Source organism: Leeuwenhoekiella sp. LLG6367-2.1, from assembly GCF_045055775.1.
Classification (GTDB): Bacteria; Bacteroidota; Bacteroidia; order Flavobacteriales; family Flavobacteriaceae; genus Leeuwenhoekiella; species Leeuwenhoekiella aequorea.
Genome location: NZ_CP159331.1, coordinates 463,882 through 487,994, shown reverse-complemented (window position 1 = coordinate 487,994; position 24,113 = coordinate 463,882). Strand labels below are relative to the sequence as shown.

The following is a 24,113-nucleotide window of genomic DNA, read 5'->3' as shown; positions in this document are numbered from 1 at the left end:
GTACAGCAGCCTCTTTTTAAACTTTACATATGAGATTATTAAAATCTATTCTGCTTGTAGTAGCAGGTTCTACGTTGTTTACAAATTCCATTCAGGCACAAGAGCGCATTAGCGATCACGTAATTTTGATATCGATAGATGGTTTTAGACCAGAATTTTACAACGAATCAAAATGGCCGGTGCCTAATATGAAAGACCTGAAGAATCACGGTGTTACGGCTAGTGGTGTGCGAGGTGTTTTTCCATCTGTTACCTATCCATCACATACCACACTAGTTACAGGAGCTTTACCGGCAAATCACGGTATTTATTATAATAGTCCGTTTGAATACGACATGCCTTCAGAAAAGTGGTACTGGGAATATAATTTAATACAAACGCCCACCCTTTGGGATGCGGTAAAAGCGAAGGGTTTAACCAGTGCAAGTTTTATATGGCCAGTTTCAGTAGGTGCACCCATTACGTATAATATTCCGGAGGTATGGACATTGGAAAGTGACTACGGAAGAATCGAACCTATGCGAGATAATGAAACTCCTAAAGGCTTGCTTGCTGAAATGGAAACAGCCGTTCTTGGCAAATTAAATGAGCGTACGTTTAATGGTGACTATTTAAACAGAGAAGATCGTACTGGTGAGATGGCTGCTTATGTTCTTGAAGAATACAAGCCTAATTTTATGACGATACATCTCATTGCTAGTGATCATTTTCAGCACGAAGAGGGTAGAGAAGGACATAAAGTTCCTTTTGCACTTGCTGCAATAGACAGAGCTATCGGAAAAATCAAGGAAGCGGCAGAGCGCGCAGGTGTTCTAGATAAAACAACATTCATTATTACAGGAGATCACGGTTTTGTAGATATTCATTCCGCTCTAAAACCAAATGTATGGTTAAGCGAACTGGGAATTGTAAATGCAGATACAGAACGCAAAGAGTGGAAGGCTTACTTTAATACTTCTGGTGCAGCTGCCTTTCTACATTTGAAAGATAAAAATGATACAAAAACCCTACAGGCAATTAAATCAAAATTAGCCAGCTTACCGCTATCAACTAAGAAGTTATTTAGAATTGTAGAAAAGCAAGAATTGCAAGATATAGGTACAGATCCTAATGTCGTATTGGCTATAAATCCTGTACCGGGTATTGCAATGTCTGGTAAAGCAACCGGAAACTTATTAGAAGCACGTTCTGGTGGAACTCACGGTTATTTTCCTGATATCAAGCAAATACAAACCGGATTTATAATTTCTGGTGCAGGAATAAAAACCACACCTAAAGAAATTGATGTGCTAGGCCTTGAAGATATAGCGCCTTTAATTTCAAAACTTTTAAACCTTGACTTTGCCGTTAAAGATGGGATATATCATCCCGGGATTATTTCAGAATAGTAAGATTGATTTTAGAGTTTCTGAGCAAGGGATATTGTCTGGCGTGAAGCACCAGCAATGTCCCCCAGCTCTTGCTGGGTTAGTAACTCATACAAATTATAGGTTTCATTATCAGCATCGAGAATTGGTAGATTATATAGAGATCGCAAGCTCTTAATTTTATGCTGCGGATTCTTCTCTTTGATAATTTTTATTTTCTTCTCACTCTGGCACCAGCGCTTCACTAAGTACGACATAAACCACTCTGCCAAAAAAGAATCTTTAGGAACAATCTCTTTAAAAAAATCGAGTTTGTACATTCTAATGGTAGAACTCACAAGTGTTTTAGAGAATTCAAAGAACTGATTGTTTAAATACTTTAAATTTCCAAAGTAGTCTCCAGTGTGTATGATATCGTGTACAAATTCAGTACCTGTTTCGGTATATGAACCCAGCTTTACAGCACCGGTTATAATCTCATAAATATAACCTTGGTTTGCTGGAGGTTGATAAATATAAGTGCCCTTTTTAAAGGTCTCTGTTTTAATTTTTAAGTCGAGGTCTTTAAGATTTTTAGTCCTTAAATAGTCAAATAAGGAAAATTCATCAAAGTTGAGGTACTCATTTCTAGGAGCTGTAAGTAGTGTATGCATAACCTTTTTTTTAAAAGTAGGCTTTTAAAAAAAAGACATTGTTACCTACAGGTTAATCCTAGGTTAATAAGAATTACAGATATGTGTAATACTGAAAAATTAAGAATACAAAGTATTGTCGCGTGTAATCACGTGGTTAGTGACTTTATCTTGAAATTCATTTGGAGTCTGGTTTGTGTGTAGTTTAAAAAACCGACTAAAATAACTGGGATCTTTAAACTGTAAATTATAGGCGATCTCCTTAATTGTATTTTCACTATGTATTATTTGCCTTTTAGCTTCCAGAATAATACGGTCGTGTATAAGTTGAACCGCAGTTTTGTCAAGCTTCTCTTTCAAAATTTGATTGAGGCGTTTTGTGCTTAGATCAAGTTTGTTTGCATAGAAATCTGCTTTGCGCTCCTCGTAAAAATTCAGTTCGATGAGCATCATAAATTCGTAAATACGTTTTTCATTGATGTCCTGTCGTGTAAAATGCTGTTCTTTTAACTGTATTAATTTCAGTAAAAAAACCTTTAGAAGTGCCTTTATCATAATGAGATTCACTTCCTCATGATTGTATTCTTCCTGAAGCAGATTAAATATCGAGACGAGTCCTTTCTCACTTTCTTCGGTTACTTGTAAGCACGAGAATTCTCCCTGAATATTGAACATTCTAAAAACATCCAGTAAAAATTCTTTTATATCATCTTCCAGCAATTCTTGCTTAAAGGACAACAAAACTCCCTTTTTACCGGCTTTATTGAGTTGGTGTACCCGATACGGCGGAATCAAATAGATCCAATCGCCACGCAAGGTTTCAAAGTCGTGATAGGGTTCGTGCAGGGCTTCTTCATTATTGAGCCAAACGATTTCAAAAAATTCTCTTCGGGCAGGATCTTCCAGATAGGCAGGTGGGCAATTTGCCAGATCGCGTATATATATCGTTTTGTCGCTAAGCATAGTATAGGGATTTTAGAAAACTTACAAGTTATGCAAAGAGAAGATTATTTCCATATTGTACCACGTTATAATATATCATTAACAAAATATTATACATACTTGGCAAATTGTACCAGACAACTATCACATTGTAACACCGGTTAGCTAATGTGCTCGATATCTTTGCAGCGTACAAAAATTAAACTATGAGCGCACAGCAGATAGATATAAATAAGAAGAGTGAAGAGGCAATGAATAGCATTCTCAACGAACACAAACAGCTGTTAAAACAATTTGATTTTCAGCAATTAAGTGCTTTAGTAGATCCTATTCAAAAAGCAAAAGCCATTTTTTTAATAGGAATGGGCCGCAGCGGATTGATGATGAAAGCGGCAGCAATGCGCTTGATGCACTTAGGATTTACCGCTTATGTTGTGGGAGAAACTACAACACCGGCGATAGGATCTGGAGATTTATTAATTGCAGGATCTGGCTCTGGAACAACAAGTACAGTTATACGTGCAGCTAAAACAGCAAAAGACCAAAATGCACAGGTGGCTTGCTTTACAACCGATGCAGCATCTGAACTGGCAGCGTTAAGTGACTATATCGTGACCATTCCTGCAGCTCAAAAACAGGCACATGAAAACACGGTGTCTGATCAATATGCAGGCAGTTTGTTTGAACAAGCCTTACTCTTATTTTTTGATGCATTGATGCAAACCTTGTGGTCAATAGATGGGAGTAGTGCAGAAGAACTCTATAAAAGACATTCTAATTTAGAATAACACAAATAATAAATAATTTAAATACAGCATATTATGACTAAGTTACAAGTAGCAATCGATTTATTAAACACAAAAGATGCGTTAGCTCTTGCAGAGAAAGTAGCGCCTTACGTAGATATTATAGAATTAGGTACTCCGCTTATTAAAAGTGAAGGAGTTTCTGTAATACGTGCAATGAAAGATGCATTTCCAGACAAGCAAGTTTTTGCAGATTTTAAAACTGCAGATACTGGTGAGTTAGAAGCAGGATTAGCTTTTGATGCAGGAGCAGATTTTGTTACGATTTTAGGATCTGTAGATGATGCAACAATAAAAGGTGCAGTTAAAGCAGCTAATGAGCGTAATAAAGGTGTGGTTGTAGATACTATAGGTGTAAAAGACCGTGTACAACGCGCAAAAGAAGTATCTGCATTTGGAGTGAAATTTGTGGAATTACACGCCGGTTTAGACGAGCAAGCTCTTGACGGTTATTCTGTACAGGTGCTAATCGATGAAGCTATAAGCGCCGGTGTACCGGTATCGATCGCAGGTGGTGTAAACAAAGATACCATCAAAGCAGTAAAAGAATCTGGAGCCGTAGTAGCCGTTGCCGGTGGAGCAATCTACGGAGCTGAAGATCCTGCAGCAGCAGCAAAAGAATTACGTGATATACTGAATACATAATTGAAGCAGCATTGAAAAGAAAAACCCCCTGCAAATCGAAAGGTATGCAGGGGGTTTTTTTTGTTGTGGTGAGCTATTATTGGAGTTGGTAGAGTTGTAATTATCCCATCTCACAACTTTATTGCTTTTCTTAGCAGGTTCAATTTCATTCTGATTTTCAGAAAGCGTATAGTCGTCATGTGAAATATGACAATGATCTAAATAAGTATCAAATATTCACTCCTAAAATATATGTGTAAATAGCGTTTTTAACCTGATCAATTTAAATGAAGTTTTTACTTTATTTAAAATGCTAATAATTAGTTTTTTATTCTTCGTAATAAGATAAATTTTCAGTTGAATGAGGAATTCTGTAAAATAATTCTTTTGACAGTCATTAAGTTTATCACGGCTAAATTAGCCAAATCCCAAATCTATTTTAACTAATAAATCAAAAATGAGAAAAAATTATTTTACTAAGGCATTAATCGTATTGGCTATTATAACTATAAGTTGTGATGACACAGTTTCTGATGAGTTTGAAGAAGCTAATGGAAAAGTTGCTGAAAAATTAGTAAGTAGTGCCATCATAACTTCAATTGGTGATTCTTCAGATAAGACAACACTTTTTTTAGAATATGATGCAGATAAACGTCTAAGTAGTGTATCAAATGGTGAAGATACAGACCGTTTTATTTACTCAAATGGAGATCTAGTAAATGTTACTGGTCAAGGAGATAATTTGAGTATTGAAGAATTTTACCAATCGCCATACGATGCCTTCGAAATCGGACAAATTGAGCAATATGACTCCAATCTTAATCCAACAAAGCTTGTATTTTTTCAGGAAATTTATGAGAATAATACGGCACGTAAGGTTGAATATACTGCTGAGATAACTTATGATGATGCTCCAAATCCTTATTTTTTCACGTTAAAGTCTGCTGGAATAATTGATGTACTAGATGGAATACAACTAAACTTTTCAATGACTCCTCAAGCTTCAGAAATAATTAAAGCACGAAAACTATTGTTCAAGAATAATCCTTCTAAGGTTTTATACAGAGATCATAATAACCAACCTCTAGTAGAGATTGATGTTGATTATGTTTATGATGCAGATAACTATCCAGTTTCTGCTACCGTAAAAGCAGTAAATTTTGATGAAAATGAAGAGTCTTTTTATACAGCTACTTTCAACTATTTGCAGTAAGCAGCATGAGAGAATTATTTTTTGTCTTTGGTATACTAGGCTTGATAAGTTGTGATGTAGAGGAAGTAGATGTTGATAAAACTGAAGATCGCAACTTTATTGAAGTTGCAGATCTCTTTGTAATTTTAGATGAAAATCCTCAAGCAGAGACTTATCTGGGCTTAATTAGAGCTTCACAAACAGACACTACTCTGCTCAAGTATAAAATTAAGAATGATTCACCACAAGGAGCTCTGGCCATACAGGAGAGAACCGGTAAACTATTTGTTAAAGACTCGTCTTTTTTTGATTTTGAGATCTATACAGAATTATATGCAGAAGTAGAAGTTTATACAGATTCTTTGAGTGCAACGGCAAAGGTGGTGGTAGAATTAAGAGACGTTGCAGAAGCTATACTTAATGTTGAGAATTTAAATATATCAATAAATGAAAACCCTGCTGTCAATCAATCTTTAGGCAGCATTAAAACAACTACAAATCTGGATGTTTTAAGCTATCGCATTCTTAATCAGGAACCGGAGGGTGCGATATATATTGATGAGGCAAATGGGAATCTATATGTTAGTGATGTTTCCCTATTCGATTTTGAAAGAAATCCGGTAATATCTGCTGTTATACAAGTGAGTAGTGGGGATAATTTTAAAAATGCATCCGTAACGATAAATTTAAATGACGTTGAAGAACCTGTAGCAAACTATAGTATTTTATTTAGAGGCTTTAGTGATTACATATTTTGTGGGATACCGCCATCGTCTAGCTATTTTTATATAGAAACAACTAGTGATACAGGATATTTTAGAGGAGCCGAATCGTTTACAAAAAATGGTGAGGAGATTACATTTTCGTCTACAGAAATTACAGGAACTATTATCAAATTAGAATTATCTATTCCTGAATTTGATGAGAATGACGCTAGTGCCGCTAGAGGCACTCATATGGAAGGAATATTCTTTTCAATAAATAAGGATGGTGTTGAACTCTCAACTATTTCGGCAGAAGAACTTTTTATTTGTACAGATTCACGGTATAAGTTAATACTTACTTATGATACACGTGATAATACGTATGACATTAAATATTTTAATTACGGTTTCTAGATAGAGATTTTAAATAGGCTTCGAAACCTGCCAATTTTATTATTGGCAGGTTTTTTTATTGTCTTTTTTCCAAACCCCTCAATCTTTTCTATAGATAGCCCTAAAAATTTTTCGATCTCCCATTCAATCACCGCCGCCTCGTATGTCTAAAAAGAGGTTGAAGTGCTTTTATGCTAGATAATTTAACAATTTTCTTAAAATTGCTTTAATACTAAGTAGGTGCTGATGCTTTTCGAACTAGTTGAGCATTAAACAGCTACTAACAAGTGCTGAAATCTAGAGTATAAACAAAAATTAATGAGGGTATTTGTAGGGAAAGTGCAAGTCCATCCTATTAAATTTCCCGGAAGCAAAAGCGATACAAGCCACAGCAGCCACTTTTGATAAATTGGTTTTGGGTCGTAAAGAACATTCTTATGCTACAGCTTTAGAAATTGCGCGTCTCATTATTCTAAATTTTGCCCCCAGTGTCAAGAGTGGTTCAGAAAAGATGATTGCGTTACTTTTTGATATGAATAACTTGTGGGAGAAGTATATTTTGGTTCAGCTCAATAGAGCCTTTCGGGATGATGAAGTTCAGGTATTGGGACAACGCAGTAAAACTTTGTGAAACAATATCACTATTCGTCCTGATATTGTAATTAAAAGAGGCGAAGAAACGCTAATGCTTATTGACACTAAATGGAAAATAATTGACCACAATAAACCTTCTACAAACGATTTACGTCAGATGTATGTGTACAATGAGTATTGGAAGGCACCGGTTGCCTTGTTGTTGTATCCCGGCACTGGTGAAGCAAAAGTTGATGTTAGTCCGTTTAACAAAATAGGAACTACTGATAATCATCTTTGTGGTTTAGCCTGGGTAAATGTATTGGAGGATGACAAGCTAAATCATAAACTAGGCCACGATTTAAAACAAATATTAATCTCAAATAAACTTATCGATAATAGCTTTTAGAGAATCATATTTAATAGGCTTATCTACAAAATCATCTATAAGATTTGATGATGCATCGTATCCCGACTCTTCAGCGTTATTTGCACTTACCACTACAATAGGCGTACGCTTATCAGAATCTGTAGCTCTTATAATTTTGGCTACCTCGAGTCCGTGAATATCGGGTAATTTAAGATCGAGAAATAGCAAATCGGGTGCGTTTTGCTTATAATATTCCAGCGCTTCGGCTCCATTTTTTGCCTCGTAAACAATAGCATGTGGGCAAATTTTCTTTACAATCGTAGAAATTAGAAAAAGATTAACCGGGTTGTCATCTACGGTGAGAATTTTCACCTGCTGTTCTAATTCCATAATTGTTATTTTTTAATCTGTATTAAGCTGAAAAGTGTATTTGTATAGTGAGTTTGCAGCTCAATATCAGTTTGATCTACCACATATTTTACACCGTCTTTTTGATCGCGTTGTTTGGCATTATTCAGAATTAAAATATAATCTGCGTGAACTTGTGGTGCCTGTAAAGCGTTGTAATAATTGGGATCAAATTGATCTACATACTTCACATGATCACGCGACAAGGCAATTGTAGGATAAAACAAAGTGTTATCTGTAAGTATGGTAGCATCTTTAGGTAAATTCTCATTTATAAAATTTGCCATATCTGCGGTAGCATCACTATTTAAAGGCTCTTCCTGTTTTAAGAAAGCCAGCATATTCTGCTCTTGGTTGGTATACGAATGTGTAAGATAAAAATACTCACCACCCAAATTGATGAGGAGTAAGATAAACGTGATTAGGTGGAGCAGCTTACTTTTTGAAAATACAGGGAGTAAAGAGGTATGAAAAAAATGTATGAATGCTGCGATTCCGGCTGCAGTAATAATTAGAAAATCTGACAGAGAGAGTAAAACTGCCGAGTTAGAATTTTTTGAATATAATATCCACACCGGTACAAGAAGCATAATTAATTGAAACAACAACTTTTTTCTTCCGATCAGAAAAGCGGTAAGAAACACCGGTGATAATGCAAGTATTGAGATGGAGAGATAATCCCAACTCGTTCCAAGATCTATAAAATTTTCAGAAGTATTGTAGAATACAAAATCTAAGAAGGGATGCTGATCCCAAGATGCGGTTTTGGTAGTGCTAAAAAACATAAAGTCACCCGTAAACCAGTAATTGATTGTGAGAAAAAATAACAAACTCACCAGTGGTGTAAAAACGATCACTAATACGGTAGAAAGCGAACTCCCAACAAGTTCTCTGGCGGTAACTCTACTCTGAGTAAGTTCAGTAAAAATACCCAGATACGACTTTTGAATTCCCGGCGAATTGAACAAACTAAATAGAAAAATGAGCGGAAGCATAAAAACAACCATCCATAAAAAGGAATAGTTGAGAAATACAAATAGCGTAAGACACAAACTGAGTATTACAAAATTATAGGTTGTATAATCTCGAGTATATCTAAACAGAAAATGAAAAAAGAAATAATACAGTATAAGATATAAATACAGCGATGTGCCTGATGTCGCGACTGATATTATCACCGGACTACACAAAAAATACATTGTAATAATTACAGAAACTATAGGGAGCTTTTGCTTGAAAAGTATGACTACAATATAGGCAGCAAAAAAACCTACAGTAATCCCAGAGGTGATCATAGGTGCCAGCAGTGGATCTATTAATCCGGCCGGGATTGTAATTAATTGAGAAATAACCGGATAGGTGAAGTAAAAAAGTTCTAGTGTTTTAATATCATTAGTAAACAGCAGCTGCAACCGGTCACTCATAAATAGCGGTTCCAGATATTTAAATCCTAAGGAATATTCATAGTAGCCCAGTCCCACGTAATACGCAGAAAAAAACAAACCGATTATAAATATTGAAAAGACATTTTTCATTTAATATCAGGGTTATGCGATTTTGTAAGACCGTGATTTGTTTTTTCCCAATAAAATGGTTTCGATATAAGCTGAAATAATCCTTTGTAGGCAGATATAGAGTGCATCAACCAATATACGGGGTTTGTGATAGCAAAAAGGATAAGGCTGTAAGATTTTCTACGGAAGACAGCAATCATATTAATGTAAATCATCAATAGATTACCGGCCATAAAATTAAAGACCGATAAGATAATCACCCAATCTGGAAATATTATTTTAAAGAAATTGATGATATCAGTATTAAAGGAACCCATCACAGATTCACTAATGTCTAAAGTGAGGAAAAAGTAAAACAGAAATAAAAGCAGTAAAATAGGGTAGGCAAGAAATGTAAAAAAGGTACCTCCTATAAAAAACTGAAATCCCCAGAAGCCACTCCATCCTACTTCTCTAAATAACTTCATAGGATTACGCATATGCACCAGATAGGTTTGCATATAGCCTTTAATCCATCTGGAGCGCTGCCGTATCCAGTTGTAAAAAGCATTGTTAGCTTCTTCATAGGTAGTAGAATTAAGCACCGTAACCTTATAACCTTTGGCGTAGGCTCTAATTCCTAAATCTGCATCTTCAGTAACATTAAAACCATCCCAGCCGCCTAACTCTATAAGTTTGTCAAATTTAAAGTGATTACTAGTACCCCCTAGCGGAATGGGAACTCCCAGACCATCAAGTCCCGGTAGCATATAATCAAACCAGTATGAATACTCAAGCGTAAACATTCGGGTTAAGAAATTTTCAGTCTTATTAAAATAATTTAGAGCACACTGTACCACGATGTAATTGTCAGGTAACTTATTAAACAGTGCGTTTACCATTTTTAACTGGTCACTATCTGGGATGTCTTCTGCATCGTAAATAGTGAGGTATTTCCCTTTGCTGAAATGTAACCCATAATTACAGGCTTTGGGTTTTGTTTTAGGCTGCGAATAAGGGATTATAACCGGATCAAAAATACAAGGGAATTTGAGGTTTTTTACCGCATTAAAAGTAACCTCGTCATCAGATTCTATTAATAATTTTACATCTAATTTATCTTTAGGATAATCGAGATTCTGAAGATTAGAAGCCAGTTTGTAAATAACTTCAGATTCTTTAAATACTGGTAGTTGTATCGTGTAGTAGGGGAGTTCGTCATCTGGATAGTTGCCCAACTCGGCCGGTGATATTTTCTGAATAGTTTCAGACTTGGCGCCTACTACGGTAAGTAAGAATTTAAACCCTATAGCAAATAATAGAAAAAGGTTTATAAACAGGTTAATACTAATAATGGTAAAAACCGGAAATATAAATAATAATATCAGTAAAATAACCCCGAGTCCGCCCAATACCAGCACTTGCCTAAGTGTAAAAGTTTCTAACGCAGAGCTTTTATTATCCCGCTCATACAAATCAAAAACAGCTTTATGCAGAATAGCATCCCCATAAGTCATGTGTAATGCTTTTACAATATCGAGATCTTCGGCAATGTGTATAGTTTCTATCTCTAGTAAAAAGTACTCTTTAAATTTTGAGATACTAATGTCATCAGAAGGATCTGCAATTATAAGATCTACTTTACCATTTTCTAGTTTTACAGGATATAGATTGTGATCGAGTAAAAAATCAAAATCGGCTTTAGAAAATTCGCTTTTCAGTTTAAAAAGCTGTGTATAATCAAATTGATAAAAACTGATATTGTTTTTAAGAAGATGCTCCTTGTAAGCTAGCCTGGAGAGAAATGCATAATTAAGCGTGACCTTAAGAAACGACTTATTCATACTTTTGCTCATTTTATCTATTTGAGCATAGGTACTTTCTGGTAGTAGGCCAGATTTCAGAAATAAATCATTTCTATAGAGTAGCTGCATTATTAGTTGAGTTTTATCACGCTAAATACTTGAAATCCGTGACCTATTGCGGCATTGCGGTTATACACATCGTGAAAGGCACCGGCATATAGCGCAAATTCTGGCGTGAATTCATAACCCACATTAAAAGTTGCTTTGATAATTTTATACTCCTCGGTATTCTGTAAGTTATTAGTAAAAAAGTCATCGTTTTTACTATAAGAAAATAAGCCTTCAAATTCGCCCATAAGTATTAATTGATCGGTCACTCTAAATCCTTCAGAGAGTAAAAAACGCAACTGCGTAGGATCGTTAGGGAAGAAGTAGCGCAAACCTAATTCTACTTTATGAAAGTTATTGTAATCTCCTAAAAACTTAAGACTTCCTACAAGTGCAAGTCTGGTTTCTAAGCCAAATAGATCATAACCGGCTACCGGTTGTGTGGTGTTTGAATAGGCTGGGATATAACTTATTAAACTTCCCATAAGATAATTGTCACCCATTTTTGCCAGATGCAATCTCAGTCCCAGCTCAATATCTCCAAAATCTGCATTGTAATCAGATGAATTTGAATTCTCATACCTATTGAAAAAATAAGGTATGGAAGCTATCACATTTAATTTATCTGAAATTAATGGAGCGGCTACAAAGAGTCTGGGATTGTAGTTTGTATACTTCCCATTGTCTGCAAAGTCGCTTTTGTTACCGTTGGCGTCTCTAAAAGATGTTGCTCTGTAGTGACTTACAAAAGGAGAAAATAAGAATTCGCCAGATGCTTGTTGCCAGGGATTTAACCGCTCTTTTTGCGTATTTAAAGTGTCTGCAGGCAGATCTGGCTGGTTGCTATGCTGGGCAGCAAGAATGCCAAAACTAAAGCAGAGTAGAAAAAGGGATAATCTAGTTTTCATCTACAATGTTGTTTTTAGATTCTTGTGATTTTTGAAAAATATAAATCAGTAGCACGGTCATTATAATAAACAACCCAAAGATGATAAACACTCTAAACTCTTGCCAAAAGAGATCAAACCCGTTTTGAATTTCCTGATCGCTAATCGCATTTGCCGTATCTCCTAAATTAAAGAAATACGAATCATCGGCACTGGCAAGAATTAAATCTCCTGTATTGTTAAACGTTTGACCGTCTATTTGATCTACAAGAAGTTCTAAAATTGCGGCATTCCCATCGGGAACAAATAAGAACATTCCGGTTAAATTGTCTTTTTTAAAGAGTTGGTTTACACCTATCTTGTCAGTATACGAGATATTAAAGTAATTTTCATAATCTTCTTTTTTGAACTTATAGTTCGTGTCATCAAGCTGAAAATATGCATTGTCTGAAGAAAATGCAGTCAACGAAGTTGCTTTAGATGAGATGATAATCGGACTGTATTTACCTGTATTTGCCTTAAGACTGTCTAAGGGTAGGATTTGAGGATATAGATAGCGGTGTTTGTTGAAGTTAGGGTTTAATAAATTTACAAACTTGCTCAATGCTGCGATATGAGTTGCATTAAGAGGAATGTCCAAATAAATTGCTGGTGTAGCAGATTGAAAGTTTTCAGGAAAATAAAAGAAACTTAGATTCTCATCATCTTTATACGAGATGGCTTTAAATTTTGAGCGATCTAAATTAATCTGTGCATAAAACGATACCGGATTTTCAACACACAACCCGCCAGACGGTATGTAATAAAATTCCACACGAAGTAGGTTGTTTTTCTTTAACTCTAAATGATCAAAAGTTATCGCTTCATCAAATTGACCCGAGTTATCCAGTTGATGACTGTATTTTAAAACATCATCCATATAAATATTTACATAGGCATTCTCTTCACTTTTAAGAGGACGGTATGTAAAATTTAATTCTAATTCAAGCTCCAGTAATTTAGAGCCAAAAATAGATCGAGGCAGTGTAATATCTTTCGTGAGTTTGCCTATACCTTCGGTGATCTCATCGGCGACTCCTAATTTTCTGAGACTTACCTGACGGTCATTTTTAAGTATTGGATAACTCATATCCATCCCGCTTGAAACCGCTAGACTTTTTGAATACGCGCTGCTAATAATGTCTTTAGAAAGCAAAGTTTCCGCAGCTTTTTTAAAACCAACTTTATCGCTGCCGGTTACAATAAGTGCCTGAGCCTGGCTAATGCTGTCTGTGTCATTTACAGTCAAGGGATAGAGTTCTAGCCATCCATTGCTTTTTGAGGTAGTTTTTGACGCAGAAGATAATTGTACAGAAGCCGGTAATTTATCTGATGTAGCCAGAAGTATGCTGTTGTTGTATGCGGCTGTAAAAGTTTCTGGGATATCTAAAACCTCGAGTTGTTGTGCAAATTCACGCTCAAAATAAAACTTGATATACGCAGCATAACTTATAAGCTCATAAGAAGCATTTTGAGGAAGTAAAATTTTATCTGCTTTGGAGATAAAACTACTAATGGTAGCCGTTGGAGGCGCCAGACTCGTGTCGTAATCTAAATTTATATACGATGAAGGAAGACGTTTAATCCAGAAAACCCCTTCATTGTAGCTATCGCAAATAGACTCATCAATATTAAAATTACTTAATACATCTACTTTTAAAAATCCTGACTTTATATCTTCTGCCGTAAATGGAATTGTAAATCGTAGGGTATGATCTTCTGCGGAAGGTGCTTTTGTAGCAACCGGCATATCTGATACAGAAACAGTGACAAAACTCTTGGATATATCCAATACGTCGGAAGCCTTAAAATCAAGTTGTAAAACGTTAGACTGAAGCAGTTTACTCGCTTTGACGGGAATGAAGTAGCTAACTTTACTGTGAGCTCCCCAGGTAACTGCTTCCTCAGGATAATCAAAATCTGAAAATTTGTAAGTGACTTGTGCTTGCACGCTAACGGCGCAAAAAACAGTCAAAACAGCAAGTATGAATAATAGTTTATTTCTCATAGGTTAAGTCAATAAGTGGGGGCGTTTGGGAATGGTTAACTACTAAATGTAAATTCAACTAGAAATTCAAATCCTAGTGTATTAGAGGCACTATATCGCAAATGGCCGTCTAAAAGTTCGATGTGATTTTTAGAAATACTTAGTCCCAGACCTTTATTCTGTTGCATTTCTTTCAATTTGTAATCGTTGATGTTTTTGAAATACGATTCCAGCTCTGTCATAGAAATACCGGTAGTTCTATTTACTATTTCTAAGATAATAAGATGCTCATAGTTACGTGTGGTAATAGCGATAACATCATTATTTTTAGAAAAGTCTAATGCATATTTCATCAGGTTGTAAATGGCAACATCGGCTATGTTTTTATCTACATAGATCATCGAGTTCTTTGCCTTAAGGTCTGTTTTAAGCTGAATGTTTTGTGAAGTTGTTTTCTCAAAAAACTTATATCCATTGGTAGTGACAAGTTCGTGTAAATCAACTATGCTTCTATTGAGTACAGCCTGCTCTTGAGTTACTTCTTCATTAAAATGTTTGAAAAAGGTGTTCTCTCCTGTCGCATCTGAAAGCGAATTTTTGATCATTTTTAAGTAGTCGTTTTGACCACTTTGTAGAATATAACGATCCTCTAATTCTATAAGCTCTATAAGCGACTCAATACTTCCTAATTTGTTTTTAAGATCGTGTCTAAAAACCTTAGCGATATTCTCATTTCTTTTAACCTGGGTAGTTCTGGTTTCGATTTCTTTCTCCAGATCTGTATTTTGAATTGTAAGCTGCTTTATTTTTTGTTTTTGCTTGTAGGTTTCTGTAATGTCATCCTTAAGACTTAATAACTTTATAGATGGGAACGTTATACTTACAGCAGCTATCGCTAAGGCGGTGTAACCCCCCGATTCTACCAGTAAGTCAAAATCAATAATCTTATAATAACTCAAACCTATAATGAGTAAGCAAAGTAGTACGAACTCAAAAACGGCGTGTGCGATAGGCCATATTGCAATGCTATTAAAGGTAACAAATGTTACGGCTATTAAGGGCAGGTAAAGATGATAGCCTATTTCATTTGTGAGCGAGAGACTATATAGAAACAGAAAAATTAAAATGATAAAAACCATATGTAGAAGCCACATCGGTTTTTGTTGTATTTTAGTTAATGTATAATTACACAAAACAATAAGCGCAAGTGCCGCTAGATTGAGCATAGTAAGCGTTACATATAAATCTTTAATCAATAAAAAGTCAAGAATTGAGATAAAGATTAAGAAGAAAATGGAGCCCCAAATGAGTTTGTTTGAAGCTTTCCACATTTGTAAACGAAGCTCTTCAGAAAAAAAGGAATGGGATAAAGATCTTTCCATACACTAGAACATTATTAGGTACTAAATTAATGATTAATATAAAAGATGTTGGTTTTATAAGGTTTTATTTCACAATTAGCTTGATTTTAGGTATAAATTTTATGCTACAGGCTCAAGGTGTGAACATTACAGGTTTAGAAAGGACGTGGAATTCTGACAATGAACTTGGCTTTAAGTCGTTTAAAACCGATTTTAAGCAGTTGAATGACTATAAAATCGATCGTGTACGCTTACCTATAGACCTTGATTATTACTTAAACGATGCATCGAATAGTGAGAAAAAATCTTTCTCAAAGCTTATTAATAAAATCCTTAGTTATGCAGCTAAAAAAAAGGTTCACCTCATACTTTCAAATTTTAACCATGATTTAAGTGAAACCAATTACAAGCAACAGACACTTAAGATTGCTAATAATTGGATTGAATTTTTAAAGCTCATAAATGAAAATGTAAACGCCGAAAGCGTATACCTCGATATCGTAAATGAACCCTTAGTTTATCCTAATTCGTGGGAAGAATCTGCTCCTATAATTATTGAAGCAATCCAAAATAAATATCCTAATCTCAAGCTTGTGGTGGGAGCGACAAATGCTAATAGTATGTATGAGCTTTCCCGGATGCAGCCTTTAAAGTATACTAACATTATATATAGTTTTCATTTTTACGAGCCATATATATTTACGCATCAGGGAACTGCGTGGACGGGAAATCAATATGCTACAACAGGAATTCCATTTCCTTATAAAGATAGCATCACGGTCATGCCACGCTTGGCTGATAAAGCATTGAAAACAGATGGTGAAATCAATTTTAGAGATTATCCGCAAACAGGAACTTATCAAGCAATAAAAGATAAGTTAAGCCTTATAAATGAGTGGAAATTAAAGAACGGTGTAGAGGTGTGGTGTACAGAATATGGTGTAACTGAAAATGCAGATGAAGAATCAAGAATTGAGTATATCAATCAAGTTACAGCTACATTAAAAGAATTGAATATTCCCGGATTTATTTGGGAATACGAAGGTAACTTTGGTATAAAGAATTTAAATTTAAAAATTATCAATTGAGGAATTAGGCTTCCGTAGGAAAGCTTTTTCTGAAAATTTTTATTTCATTACAACTTAAATAAACTGAAACCATACTCGCATTTATGAACTACCGTTTACTCGCATCGATCATACTATTTACGCAATTTCTTACTGCTCAGGAAGCGGCTAGTCAACTTATAATTAGAGGTGATGATATGGGATTTAGCCATAGCGGAAATCAGGCATTAATAAAATCATATAAAAATGGAGTAGTAACCGCGATAGAAGTTCTGGCACCGGCACCTTGGTTTCCTGAAGCTGTAAAAATGCTGAATGAAAATCCGAATGTTGATGTGGGAATTCATTTGGCGCTTAGCAGTGAGTGGGATCTTGTGAAGTGGAGACCGTTAACTGCCGGTAAAAGTTTTACAGATGCAAATGGGTATTTCTTACCGCAGATTTTTAAACATGCTGCTTACCCAGGTTTATCGTTAAGCGAAACTAATTGGAAGATCGAAGAAATAGAGGAGGAGTTACGAGCTCAGATAGAATTGGTATTGCGTAATCTTCCTCAGACTACCCACCTTTCAATACATATGGGATTTACAAGAGTAGATGAGGATCTTAATAACCTTGTCTTTGCGTTAGCTCAAGAGTATAATCTTATTTATAGTGGCAATCTAGCACTTGAAGGAGCAAACTATATAGGAGAGACAAAAACGCAACCGGAGCGTCTTGCTAGCTTTACCGCAATGTTAGACAGTATGAAACCGGGCCGCAATTATATGTTTTTAGAGCATCCAGCTATGGATTCTCCAGAATTACAATCCATATATCATACAAATTATGAAGATGTTTCTTCTCATAGGCAGGCGGTTTATGAATTTCTTACTAATGATGCTGTTTCCGAAGAAATCGAGAAAAGAGGAATTAAGCGCATAGGATATAAGGATCTTGAAGGCCAGTTACCGAGAAGTACGGGAATTCGTGAAAATTTTGAAATGCAGGCTTTTGATAATTATCTGAATGCTGTAGAAAAAAGTGGTCAGGATTTGCATAGTATTTTAGTGATGAGAAATGGAAGGGTCATTGCTGAGAAATGGCTAGGAGAACACAACCCTAAAGAGAATCATATTATGCACTCGGTAAGCAAATCGTTTACTTCGACAGCGATAGGCTTTGCAGTTCAAGAAGGACGCATTAAAGTGACAGATCCGGTATTAAAATTCTTTCCAGATTTGATAAATGCTGAAGAGCGAAAAAATTTGAAAGACCTCACTATTGAACATCTTCTTACGATGAGTCCGGGACACGCAGAAGGTGCAACTAGCAACATACGATCTACGGAAACCAATTGGGAATTAGCTTATCTTAAAACCCCTCTTGTTCATAAACCAGGTAGTCGATTTCAATATGATAGTTTAAACACATACATACTTGCAGCTATTTTAGAGAAAGAAACCGGATTGAGTTTAGTAGATTATCTTAAGACGCGATTATTTGATCCATTATCTATAGAAACTCCACAGTGGGACAAAAGCCCTACGGGAATTACTAATGGTGGATGGGGGCTTTATATCAAAACCGAAGATATGGCCAAGTTGGGTCAGTTTTATTTAAATAAAGGCAAATGGAATGATAAGCAACTTTTAAATACAGCTTGGTTTGAAAGTGCAACTGCAAAAAAGATACAGCAAGCTCCGTCTTGGGTTGATGCATCGACAGTTAAAGAAGCAGATAGCGACTGGTTACAGGGTTATGCTTATCAGTTTTGGAGATCGCGATACAATTCATATAGGGCAGATGGTATGGATGGACAGTTTATTTTAATTCTTCCAGAATTAAATGCGGTAATCGTAACCACCGCTAAGATTGAAGATATGCAAGCCGAAATCAATCTAATCTGGGAACATATATTACCCGGATTTAAAAATTAATGCTTGAATCTTAAAATTTCTAACTAATCGGTAGTACAGACAGCTCTCTTAAGAAGCTTGTAATCTCCATTATTTTTAAATTCCCGCACCGAAATGCCTACATACTTTTTGAAGGTTTTTGATAAATGACTTACATCGGTAAAGCTTAATTCATCGGCAATTTCATTTAAAGTATAATCAGAATTTAGCAATCGTATTTCGACTAATTTCAATTTCGCTTTTATAATATACTCGCGTAAAGAAACACCTATTTGTTTTCTAAAAAATTCACTTACATAGGTAGGTGACATCATAAAGGCATCAGCCAGATTTTCAACCTTTAATAAGTCTGGTTTACTTATGTGCTCATTTATATAAGTGAGCATTGCAGTAGCTCTTACATCATTATTCGAACTTACCACTTCATAATGACTCCCCATTTTAATATTGCGTATTAAAATTTCAAGTACACATACCATCAGGCTAGATACAAGTGCAATAGATTGCTCGCCATAATTTTTTGATTCTCGCAAGATCATTTTTATAAGCCGATTGATGTGTTTTCGGTCTAAGTCATTTTTGATGATATCACCCGGTAATTGATTGTAATTAGAAAGAATAAATGCAGCTTCTCCAAACCATTTTGACCGATCGAGGGATACTCGGTTAGAATTTTTAAAAAAAGTATCTGTAAATTTTAGAAATACAAATTTTGATGGCACATCTATATTAAAGGAGTGACACTTTAAAGGCGGAAGTAGAAATATATTATTCTTTTGATACGGGTATATGTTATAGTTAATACATTGAGTTCCGTGACCATCAACAACAAGTACAAGCTCAAAAAAATTATTTTTAACCGGTCTTTGTTTCCATTCAGTTAGGGTTATTTCTTGTATTTCAAAAGGTTTATTTGCTTCTAATATTTGCATAATGGCTGTTTAAGGCTGTAAATTTAGAGCTTATGAATGTAATTCTACTATTATTATATATACAAACCTCTATTTATACATACATTACCTCTAGATGTACAATTTGAAGGATACAAAAGTCCTTAATTTTGCTTTGTATAAAAACTTAATCAATAAAAATATAGAGAGTTATGAGAGCAATGCAAATTAATCAATACGGTGAAAAAGCGTCTTTTGAAGAAACTAATGTAGATAAGCCCAATCTTCAAAGTGGTCAGGTATTAGTAAAAATCGCTGCGTCAAGTATAAATACTGTAGATACAATGATTCGTACTATGGGTTCAGATTTACCTTTTGCGCCTGCTACTCCGGCTATTTTGGGGATGGACTTTGCGGGAACAATTGAAGCGGTTGCAGATGATGTTACCACTTATAAAATAGGTGATGAGGTTTACGGTTGTGCAGGAGGTCTTGGAGATTTACAAGGAACGCTTGCAGATTATATAGCAGCAGATATTCGATTAATTGCAAGAAAGGCAAGTACCATTTCGATGAAAGAAGCGGCTGCTTTACCCTTAGTAGGTATTACTGCTTATGAAGGTTTAAAGCGTGCGGCTATTCAAAGTGGACAAACTGTTCTTGTACACGGCGGGTCTGGTGGCGTAGGTCACGTGGCAGTACAATTAGCAAAGTATTTTGATGCAACGGTTTTTGCTACCGGAGGTGGAGCAAAGCAACTGGAGCGCATTAAAAGTTATGGAGCGACAGCTATTAATTATAAAGAAGAATCTGTTGAAGATTATGTAAATAAATATACTGCGGGTGCCGGTTTTGATCTTGTTTATGATACAGTAGGAAGTGAAAACTTATTAAAGTCATTTGAGGCAGCAGCCTTAAACGGACAAGTAGCTACAACAGTATCATTATGTGAATTAGACTTAAGTACAGCACATTTTAAAGGTTTGTCACTTCATGTGGTGTTTATGCTAATTCCTATGATTCACGATTTTAATAAATCACAACACGGAGAGATTTTAGTAAAACTTACTGAAATTATAGAGCTTGGTCACCTAAAGCCTTTGTTAGATGATGAAAATTTTAAATTAACCGATGTAGGTGCTGCTTATGATCGTCTAGCAAGCGGAAATGCAATAGGTAAAGTAGTTGTTGAAAACTAGATCAAATTCAGTATAAATGAAGGGGTTTGATACGTATAATGCTGCTTATTCACAGGTTTTTAAACCGAACAAATTAAGTATTAGTATAGTGGTTCCTATCGAAAGTTATTCGATGGGACCCGTACCTACTATGCAGGATCACGAGCTAAGAGTAAAGCTTGTAGAGAACTTAGGTTTTAGTGCGTTGTGGGTAAGAGATGTGCCTTTTAATGTTCCCACATTTGGTGATGCAGGTCAAACTTTTGATCCGTTTACATACTTGGGTTTTTTAGCAGGAAAAACTTCTAAAATTGCTTTAGGTATAGCGAGTGTCGCATTACCATTACACCATCCTGTACATATTGCCAAAGCAGCAGCTTCAATAGATGTGCTTTCTCAAGGAAGAATGTTGCTGGGAGTTGCTTCCGGCGATCGCCCAGACGAATACCCAGCAATGGGGATAGCTTATGAAGAACGGGGAGCGCTTTTTAGAGAAAGTGTTGAATATATACAAAGTGCACATCGGGATTTTTCAGTTTTAAACACAAAGCATTTTGGTGATTTAAACTGATTAGTAGATGTGTTACCAAAACCATTTGGTAAAAAAATCCCTCTTTTAGTAACTGGGGCAAGTCAACAGACACTAGCTTGGAATGCAGAATTTGGTGATGGGTGGATTTCCTATCCTAAAGATTTATACACTCAGGCAGCAACATTGAAGCAATGGCGGGAACTAGTATCCAAATTTCAAAAATTTGATAAACCATTTATGCAACCGCTTTATATTATACTCGAGAAGGATGCAGATTTTAAACCACAACCCATTCAGTTAGGGTTTAGAATAGGTAGTAATTATTTAATGGATTATTTGAAAAGTGCTGAAGAGATAGGTGTAAATCATGTCGCTTTGAATCTTAGATTTAATTCAAGACCTATTCCTGAAGTTTTAGCAGAATTGGGAGAGAAAATCGTACCCTACTTTAATACTTAACAGCTATGAAAAAGACAATTTTAATAACCGGAAGCACCGATGGAATAGGTAAACTGGCTGCAACTAACCTTGCAATAGCAGGACATACACTTTATATACACGGTAGAAATAAGGAGAAAGTTACTCAGACAGTACAGGAAATCGCAAAGCTTGCTAATACCGAAAATGTTTATGGATTAGTAGCAGATTTTTCTAATCTGGAGGAGGTAGTTCTGCTTGCAGACCAAATTAAGAGAGACAAGCTGATTATAGATGTTTTAATCAATAATGCGGGTGTTTTTAAGACTGCAGAACCTACTAATGACGCGAATTTTGATATGCGTATAGCGGTAAATTATTTTGCCCCTTTCGTATTTACTCATGCATTATTACCTCTTTTAAAATCAACTAGAAGCCGGGTTATAAATTTAAGTTCTGCTGCACAAAGTAGTGTTGAAACGACCGTTCTAAATGGGGAGCATCATACAAGTGAGCAGGAGAGTTATGCACAAAGCAAATTAGCTCTTCTAATGTGGAGTTTTTATCTCGCTAAAAATGTCTCTGAAGTAACGACGATTGCGGTTAACCCAGGATCCTTATTAAATACAAAAATGGTTCAACAGGCTTATGGTCAATTTTGGTCGTCGGCAGACAAAGGAGCGCATATCCTACAAGAGTTGGCTTTAAAAGTAGACTATCAGGAATCTTCGGGTTTGTATTTTGATAATGATAAAGGGTCGTTTTCAAGAGCCAATAGCGATGCCTACGATAGGGAGAAAATTGAGAAATTAATAAAAAATACCAAGAAGATTATTCAGCAGTATATCTAACCGTGACGGAATTCTTCCTCACTGAAAAAATCATAAAATGAAAAAACATTTAATATTCGGATTATTAATCTTGACAACCTATGCGGGTATATCTCAAGAAAAACATAATTCAATAAAAAACCAATCTAAAGAAACCCCTGAGTATACAGTAGTTTCAGCTTCAGATATAAAATGGGGAGCTCTTAATCCTGCTCGAGGTAAAATGGGGCCGCGAGCTGCAAATCTTTGGGGTGATCGCACGCAAACAGGACCTTCTGGAATCTTAGTTAAATTTAATGACGGTTTTTCTTCACCGCCTCACATTCATAATGTCACCTACAAAGCTATTGTGCTCTCCGGAAACATTCACAATGACGATCCTAAAGCCGAAAATATGTGGATGCCAGCAAATTCGTTTTGGATTCAGCCTAAAGGTGAGATACATATAACTGCAGCAATGGGAGCCTCTAATTTAGCATTAGTTGAGATCGAAGAAGGTCCGTATTTAGTAAAACCAGAATCAGAGAAATTTGATGCTGGAGAGCGACCTATAAATGTCGATCCGTCAAACTTGGTATGGGTTAGCACTGCTACAATTAATTGGTTGAACCATACAAGTACTGCAGATCTTAATGCGTATGTAGCTTATTTGTGGGGAAAACCAGGTGTAGAAGGTGAGCTGGGTGGTATTTTTTTGAGATTATCGCCAAACACAACTTCTAACATAGTTGTAAACGCATCAGATTTTAAAGCTGTTGTTGTAAAAGGAGAACCAACGTATAGTAATCCCGCTAATACTAATTCGCAAACATTATCCCTGGGAAGTTATGTGGGGTCTAATCAAAATACTACTCACACCTTTAGTACTCAAACTGAAGATGTGGTTCTATATATACGTGCAAACGGCAGCTTTCAACTTAGCAACTAAGAATATTTCAATGAAATGTAAATAGGCTAACCTCGATACTTTTTTCAACTAGTTGTAGTGATTAATCGAGGTTCTCGTCTTATTTACCATTTGAAAGGATTTTATAGTTAGTCCACAATTTTAATATCTACGGAAGTTCTACTTTGCCAGCCTACTTCATCAGTAGGAATAGGAGCTAAATCCGAAGAATAGCCCCATTATCAGTAATCTGATAATCATGATTAAATAATAAAATAATTAGTAGTTACTCCCGGTTTTGCGGGAGCTGGTGAATACTTGCATGTTTTTCGGGTATTACATTTAGGCATTAGATGTAATAACCTTTTAAATAAGGCAAACTAATAGCTGCCTAGTGAATTCTTTGCAAGAATAGAAATGTGATTTAGATAGATGGCGGAGGCCGGGAGAATAGGTAATACGAATAACGATCGGAAGTTAAAACTACTTTAGGAGTTAAAAAATCTGGCTCTTGAGGAATTGCAATTTCTGGTGTAGGTGTGAATTCTTGAATTTTGTCAAGAACCATTAAAGTTTGACTGTCTGAAATTAAAACCTGACAAATAGCACAATCCTCACTTAGATCTGAATCATCATGAGTTAGCACATGAAATCCTGCCATCTTCGTCATAAGGAAGAAAGCTAGAAATAGCAGTGATAGTGATTGTTTAATTTGTAACGACAT

22 protein-coding genes and 1 pseudogene are annotated in these 24,113 nt (G+C 35.6%); 13 read left to right on the top strand and 10 right to left on the bottom strand.

Annotated features, from left to right (window positions below):
- Nucleotides 1-29: 29 nt before the first annotated feature.
- The gene (locus ABVM53_RS02230) at nucleotides 30-1,388 is read left to right on the top strand and encodes an alkaline phosphatase family protein (RefSeq protein WP_405328963.1); all 1,359 of its coding nucleotides are present in this window, start codon (nucleotides 30-32) and stop codon (nucleotides 1,386-1,388) included.
- 11 nt (nucleotides 1,389-1,399) lie between these two features.
- On the opposite strand, the gene ABVM53_RS02225 is transcribed toward ABVM53_RS02230, so the two are convergent.
- Both ABVM53_RS02225 and ABVM53_RS02220 read right to left on the bottom strand, forming a co-directional pair.
- Nucleotides 1,400-2,020: a Crp/Fnr family transcriptional regulator gene (locus ABVM53_RS02225; RefSeq protein ID WP_405328961.1), complete on the bottom strand. Its 621-nt coding sequence runs from the start codon at nucleotides 2,018-2,020 to the stop codon at nucleotides 1,400-1,402.
- Between the two features lie 99 nt (nucleotides 2,021-2,119).
- Complete coding sequence (locus ABVM53_RS02220; protein WP_371457030.1) at nucleotides 2,120-2,962, bottom strand: helix-turn-helix domain-containing protein; 843 nt, start codon at nucleotides 2,960-2,962, stop codon at nucleotides 2,120-2,122.
- A 185-nt stretch (nucleotides 2,963-3,147) separates the two neighbouring features.
- Between ABVM53_RS02220 and hxlB the strand changes: the two genes are divergently transcribed.
- From hxlB to ABVM53_RS02195, 5 genes and pseudogenes are all read left to right on the top strand, one after another.
- A complete protein-coding gene (gene hxlB, locus ABVM53_RS02215) occupies nucleotides 3,148-3,729 on the top strand; it encodes a 6-phospho-3-hexuloisomerase (protein WP_405328957.1) in 582 nt (193 codons plus the stop codon).
- A gap of 33 nt (nucleotides 3,730-3,762) precedes the next feature.
- Nucleotides 3,763-4,392, top strand: a complete 630-nt coding sequence (hxlA, locus tag ABVM53_RS02210) for a 3-hexulose-6-phosphate synthase (protein WP_405328954.1) — start codon at nucleotides 3,763-3,765, stop codon at nucleotides 4,390-4,392.
- Nucleotides 4,393-4,828: 436 nt separating this feature from the next.
- Entirely contained in the window at nucleotides 4,829-5,584 is a 756-nt protein-coding gene (locus ABVM53_RS02205; RefSeq protein ID WP_371457033.1) for a hypothetical protein, read from the top strand.
- Between the two features lie 5 nt (nucleotides 5,585-5,589).
- A complete protein-coding gene (locus tag ABVM53_RS02200; protein ID WP_405328951.1) occupies nucleotides 5,590-6,681 on the top strand; it encodes a cadherin repeat domain-containing protein in 1,092 nt (363 codons plus the stop codon).
- A 328-nt stretch (nucleotides 6,682-7,009) separates the two neighbouring features.
- Nucleotides 7,010-7,642: pseudogene (locus ABVM53_RS02195) on the top strand (5-methylcytosine restriction system specificity protein McrC).
- Here the strand turns inward: ABVM53_RS02195 and ABVM53_RS02190 are convergent.
- Genes ABVM53_RS02190 through ABVM53_RS02165 form a run of 6 tightly spaced genes read right to left on the bottom strand, consistent with a single transcriptional unit; the run spans nucleotide 7,613 to nucleotide 15,712 of the window.
- Nucleotides 7,613-7,993, bottom strand: coding sequence for a response regulator (locus ABVM53_RS02190; RefSeq protein WP_405328948.1), 381 nt, complete (start codon nucleotides 7,991-7,993; stop codon nucleotides 7,613-7,615). The pseudogene ABVM53_RS02195 and the gene ABVM53_RS02190 overlap by 30 nt on opposite strands.
- 5 nt (nucleotides 7,994-7,998) lie before the next feature.
- Nucleotides 7,999-9,546 (bottom strand): hypothetical protein, encoded by a 1,548-nt coding sequence (locus ABVM53_RS02185; protein WP_405328946.1) that lies wholly within the window; start codon nucleotides 9,544-9,546, stop codon nucleotides 7,999-8,001.
- A complete protein-coding gene (locus ABVM53_RS02180) occupies nucleotides 9,543-11,438 on the bottom strand; it encodes a glycosyltransferase family 2 protein (protein ID WP_405328944.1) in 1,896 nt (631 codons plus the stop codon). The genes ABVM53_RS02185 and ABVM53_RS02180 overlap by 4 nt, the downstream gene beginning before the upstream one ends.
- Before the next feature lie 2 nt (nucleotides 11,439-11,440).
- A complete protein-coding gene (locus tag ABVM53_RS02175) occupies nucleotides 11,441-12,325 on the bottom strand; it encodes a hypothetical protein (protein ID WP_405328941.1) in 885 nt (294 codons plus the stop codon).
- Nucleotides 12,315-14,351 (bottom strand): cellulose biosynthesis cyclic di-GMP-binding regulatory protein BcsB, encoded by a 2,037-nt coding sequence (locus ABVM53_RS02170; RefSeq protein WP_405328939.1) that lies wholly within the window; start codon nucleotides 14,349-14,351, stop codon nucleotides 12,315-12,317. Before ABVM53_RS02170 ends, ABVM53_RS02175 begins: the two co-directional genes overlap by 11 nt.
- 35 nt (nucleotides 14,352-14,386) lie before the next feature.
- Nucleotides 14,387-15,712, bottom strand: coding sequence for a sensor histidine kinase (locus ABVM53_RS02165; RefSeq protein ID WP_371457040.1), 1,326 nt, complete (start codon nucleotides 15,710-15,712; stop codon nucleotides 14,387-14,389).
- A gap of 29 nt (nucleotides 15,713-15,741) precedes the next feature.
- On the opposite strand from ABVM53_RS02165, the gene ABVM53_RS02160 reads away from it, so the two are divergent.
- Both ABVM53_RS02160 and ABVM53_RS02155 read left to right on the top strand, forming a co-directional pair.
- Nucleotides 15,742-16,779, top strand: coding sequence for a glycoside hydrolase family 5 protein (locus tag ABVM53_RS02160; RefSeq protein ID WP_405328935.1), 1,038 nt, complete (start codon nucleotides 15,742-15,744; stop codon nucleotides 16,777-16,779).
- Nucleotides 16,780-16,862: 83 nt separating this feature from the next.
- Nucleotides 16,863-18,677, top strand: coding sequence for a ChbG/HpnK family deacetylase (locus ABVM53_RS02155; protein ID WP_405328933.1), 1,815 nt, complete (start codon nucleotides 16,863-16,865; stop codon nucleotides 18,675-18,677).
- Between the two features lie 23 nt (nucleotides 18,678-18,700).
- Here ABVM53_RS02155 and ABVM53_RS02150 read toward each other — a convergent pair whose 3' ends face one another.
- Nucleotides 18,701-19,588 (bottom strand): AraC family transcriptional regulator, encoded by an 888-nt coding sequence (locus ABVM53_RS02150; protein ID WP_405328931.1) that lies wholly within the window; start codon nucleotides 19,586-19,588, stop codon nucleotides 18,701-18,703.
- Between the two features lie 170 nt (nucleotides 19,589-19,758).
- Here ABVM53_RS02150 and ABVM53_RS02145 point away from each other — a divergent pair, with 170 nt between their 5' ends.
- The 5 genes from ABVM53_RS02145 to ABVM53_RS02125 are packed head-to-tail and all read left to right on the top strand — an operon-like array spanning nucleotide 19,759 to nucleotide 23,431.
- Nucleotides 19,759-20,745 (top strand): zinc-dependent alcohol dehydrogenase family protein, encoded by a 987-nt coding sequence (locus ABVM53_RS02145; RefSeq protein ID WP_405328929.1) that lies wholly within the window; start codon nucleotides 19,759-19,761, stop codon nucleotides 20,743-20,745.
- Between the two features lie 16 nt (nucleotides 20,746-20,761).
- Entirely contained in the window at nucleotides 20,762-21,295 is a 534-nt protein-coding gene (locus ABVM53_RS02140) for an LLM class flavin-dependent oxidoreductase (RefSeq protein WP_405328927.1), read from the top strand.
- Nucleotides 21,296-21,304: 9 nt separating this feature from the next.
- Entirely contained in the window at nucleotides 21,305-21,715 is a 411-nt protein-coding gene (locus ABVM53_RS02135; protein WP_405328924.1) for a hypothetical protein, read from the top strand.
- A 5-nt stretch (nucleotides 21,716-21,720) separates the two neighbouring features.
- Nucleotides 21,721-22,524 (top strand): SDR family NAD(P)-dependent oxidoreductase, encoded by an 804-nt coding sequence (locus ABVM53_RS02130; RefSeq protein WP_405328921.1) that lies wholly within the window; start codon nucleotides 21,721-21,723, stop codon nucleotides 22,522-22,524.
- A 37-nt stretch (nucleotides 22,525-22,561) separates the two neighbouring features.
- Entirely contained in the window at nucleotides 22,562-23,431 is an 870-nt protein-coding gene (locus tag ABVM53_RS02125) for a DUF4437 domain-containing protein (RefSeq protein ID WP_405328918.1), read from the top strand.
- Nucleotides 23,432-23,813: 382 nt separating this feature from the next.
- Here the strand turns inward: ABVM53_RS02125 and ABVM53_RS02120 are convergent, their stop codons facing one another.
- Entirely contained in the window at nucleotides 23,814-24,113 is a 300-nt protein-coding gene (locus ABVM53_RS02120; RefSeq protein ID WP_405328915.1) for a hypothetical protein, read from the bottom strand.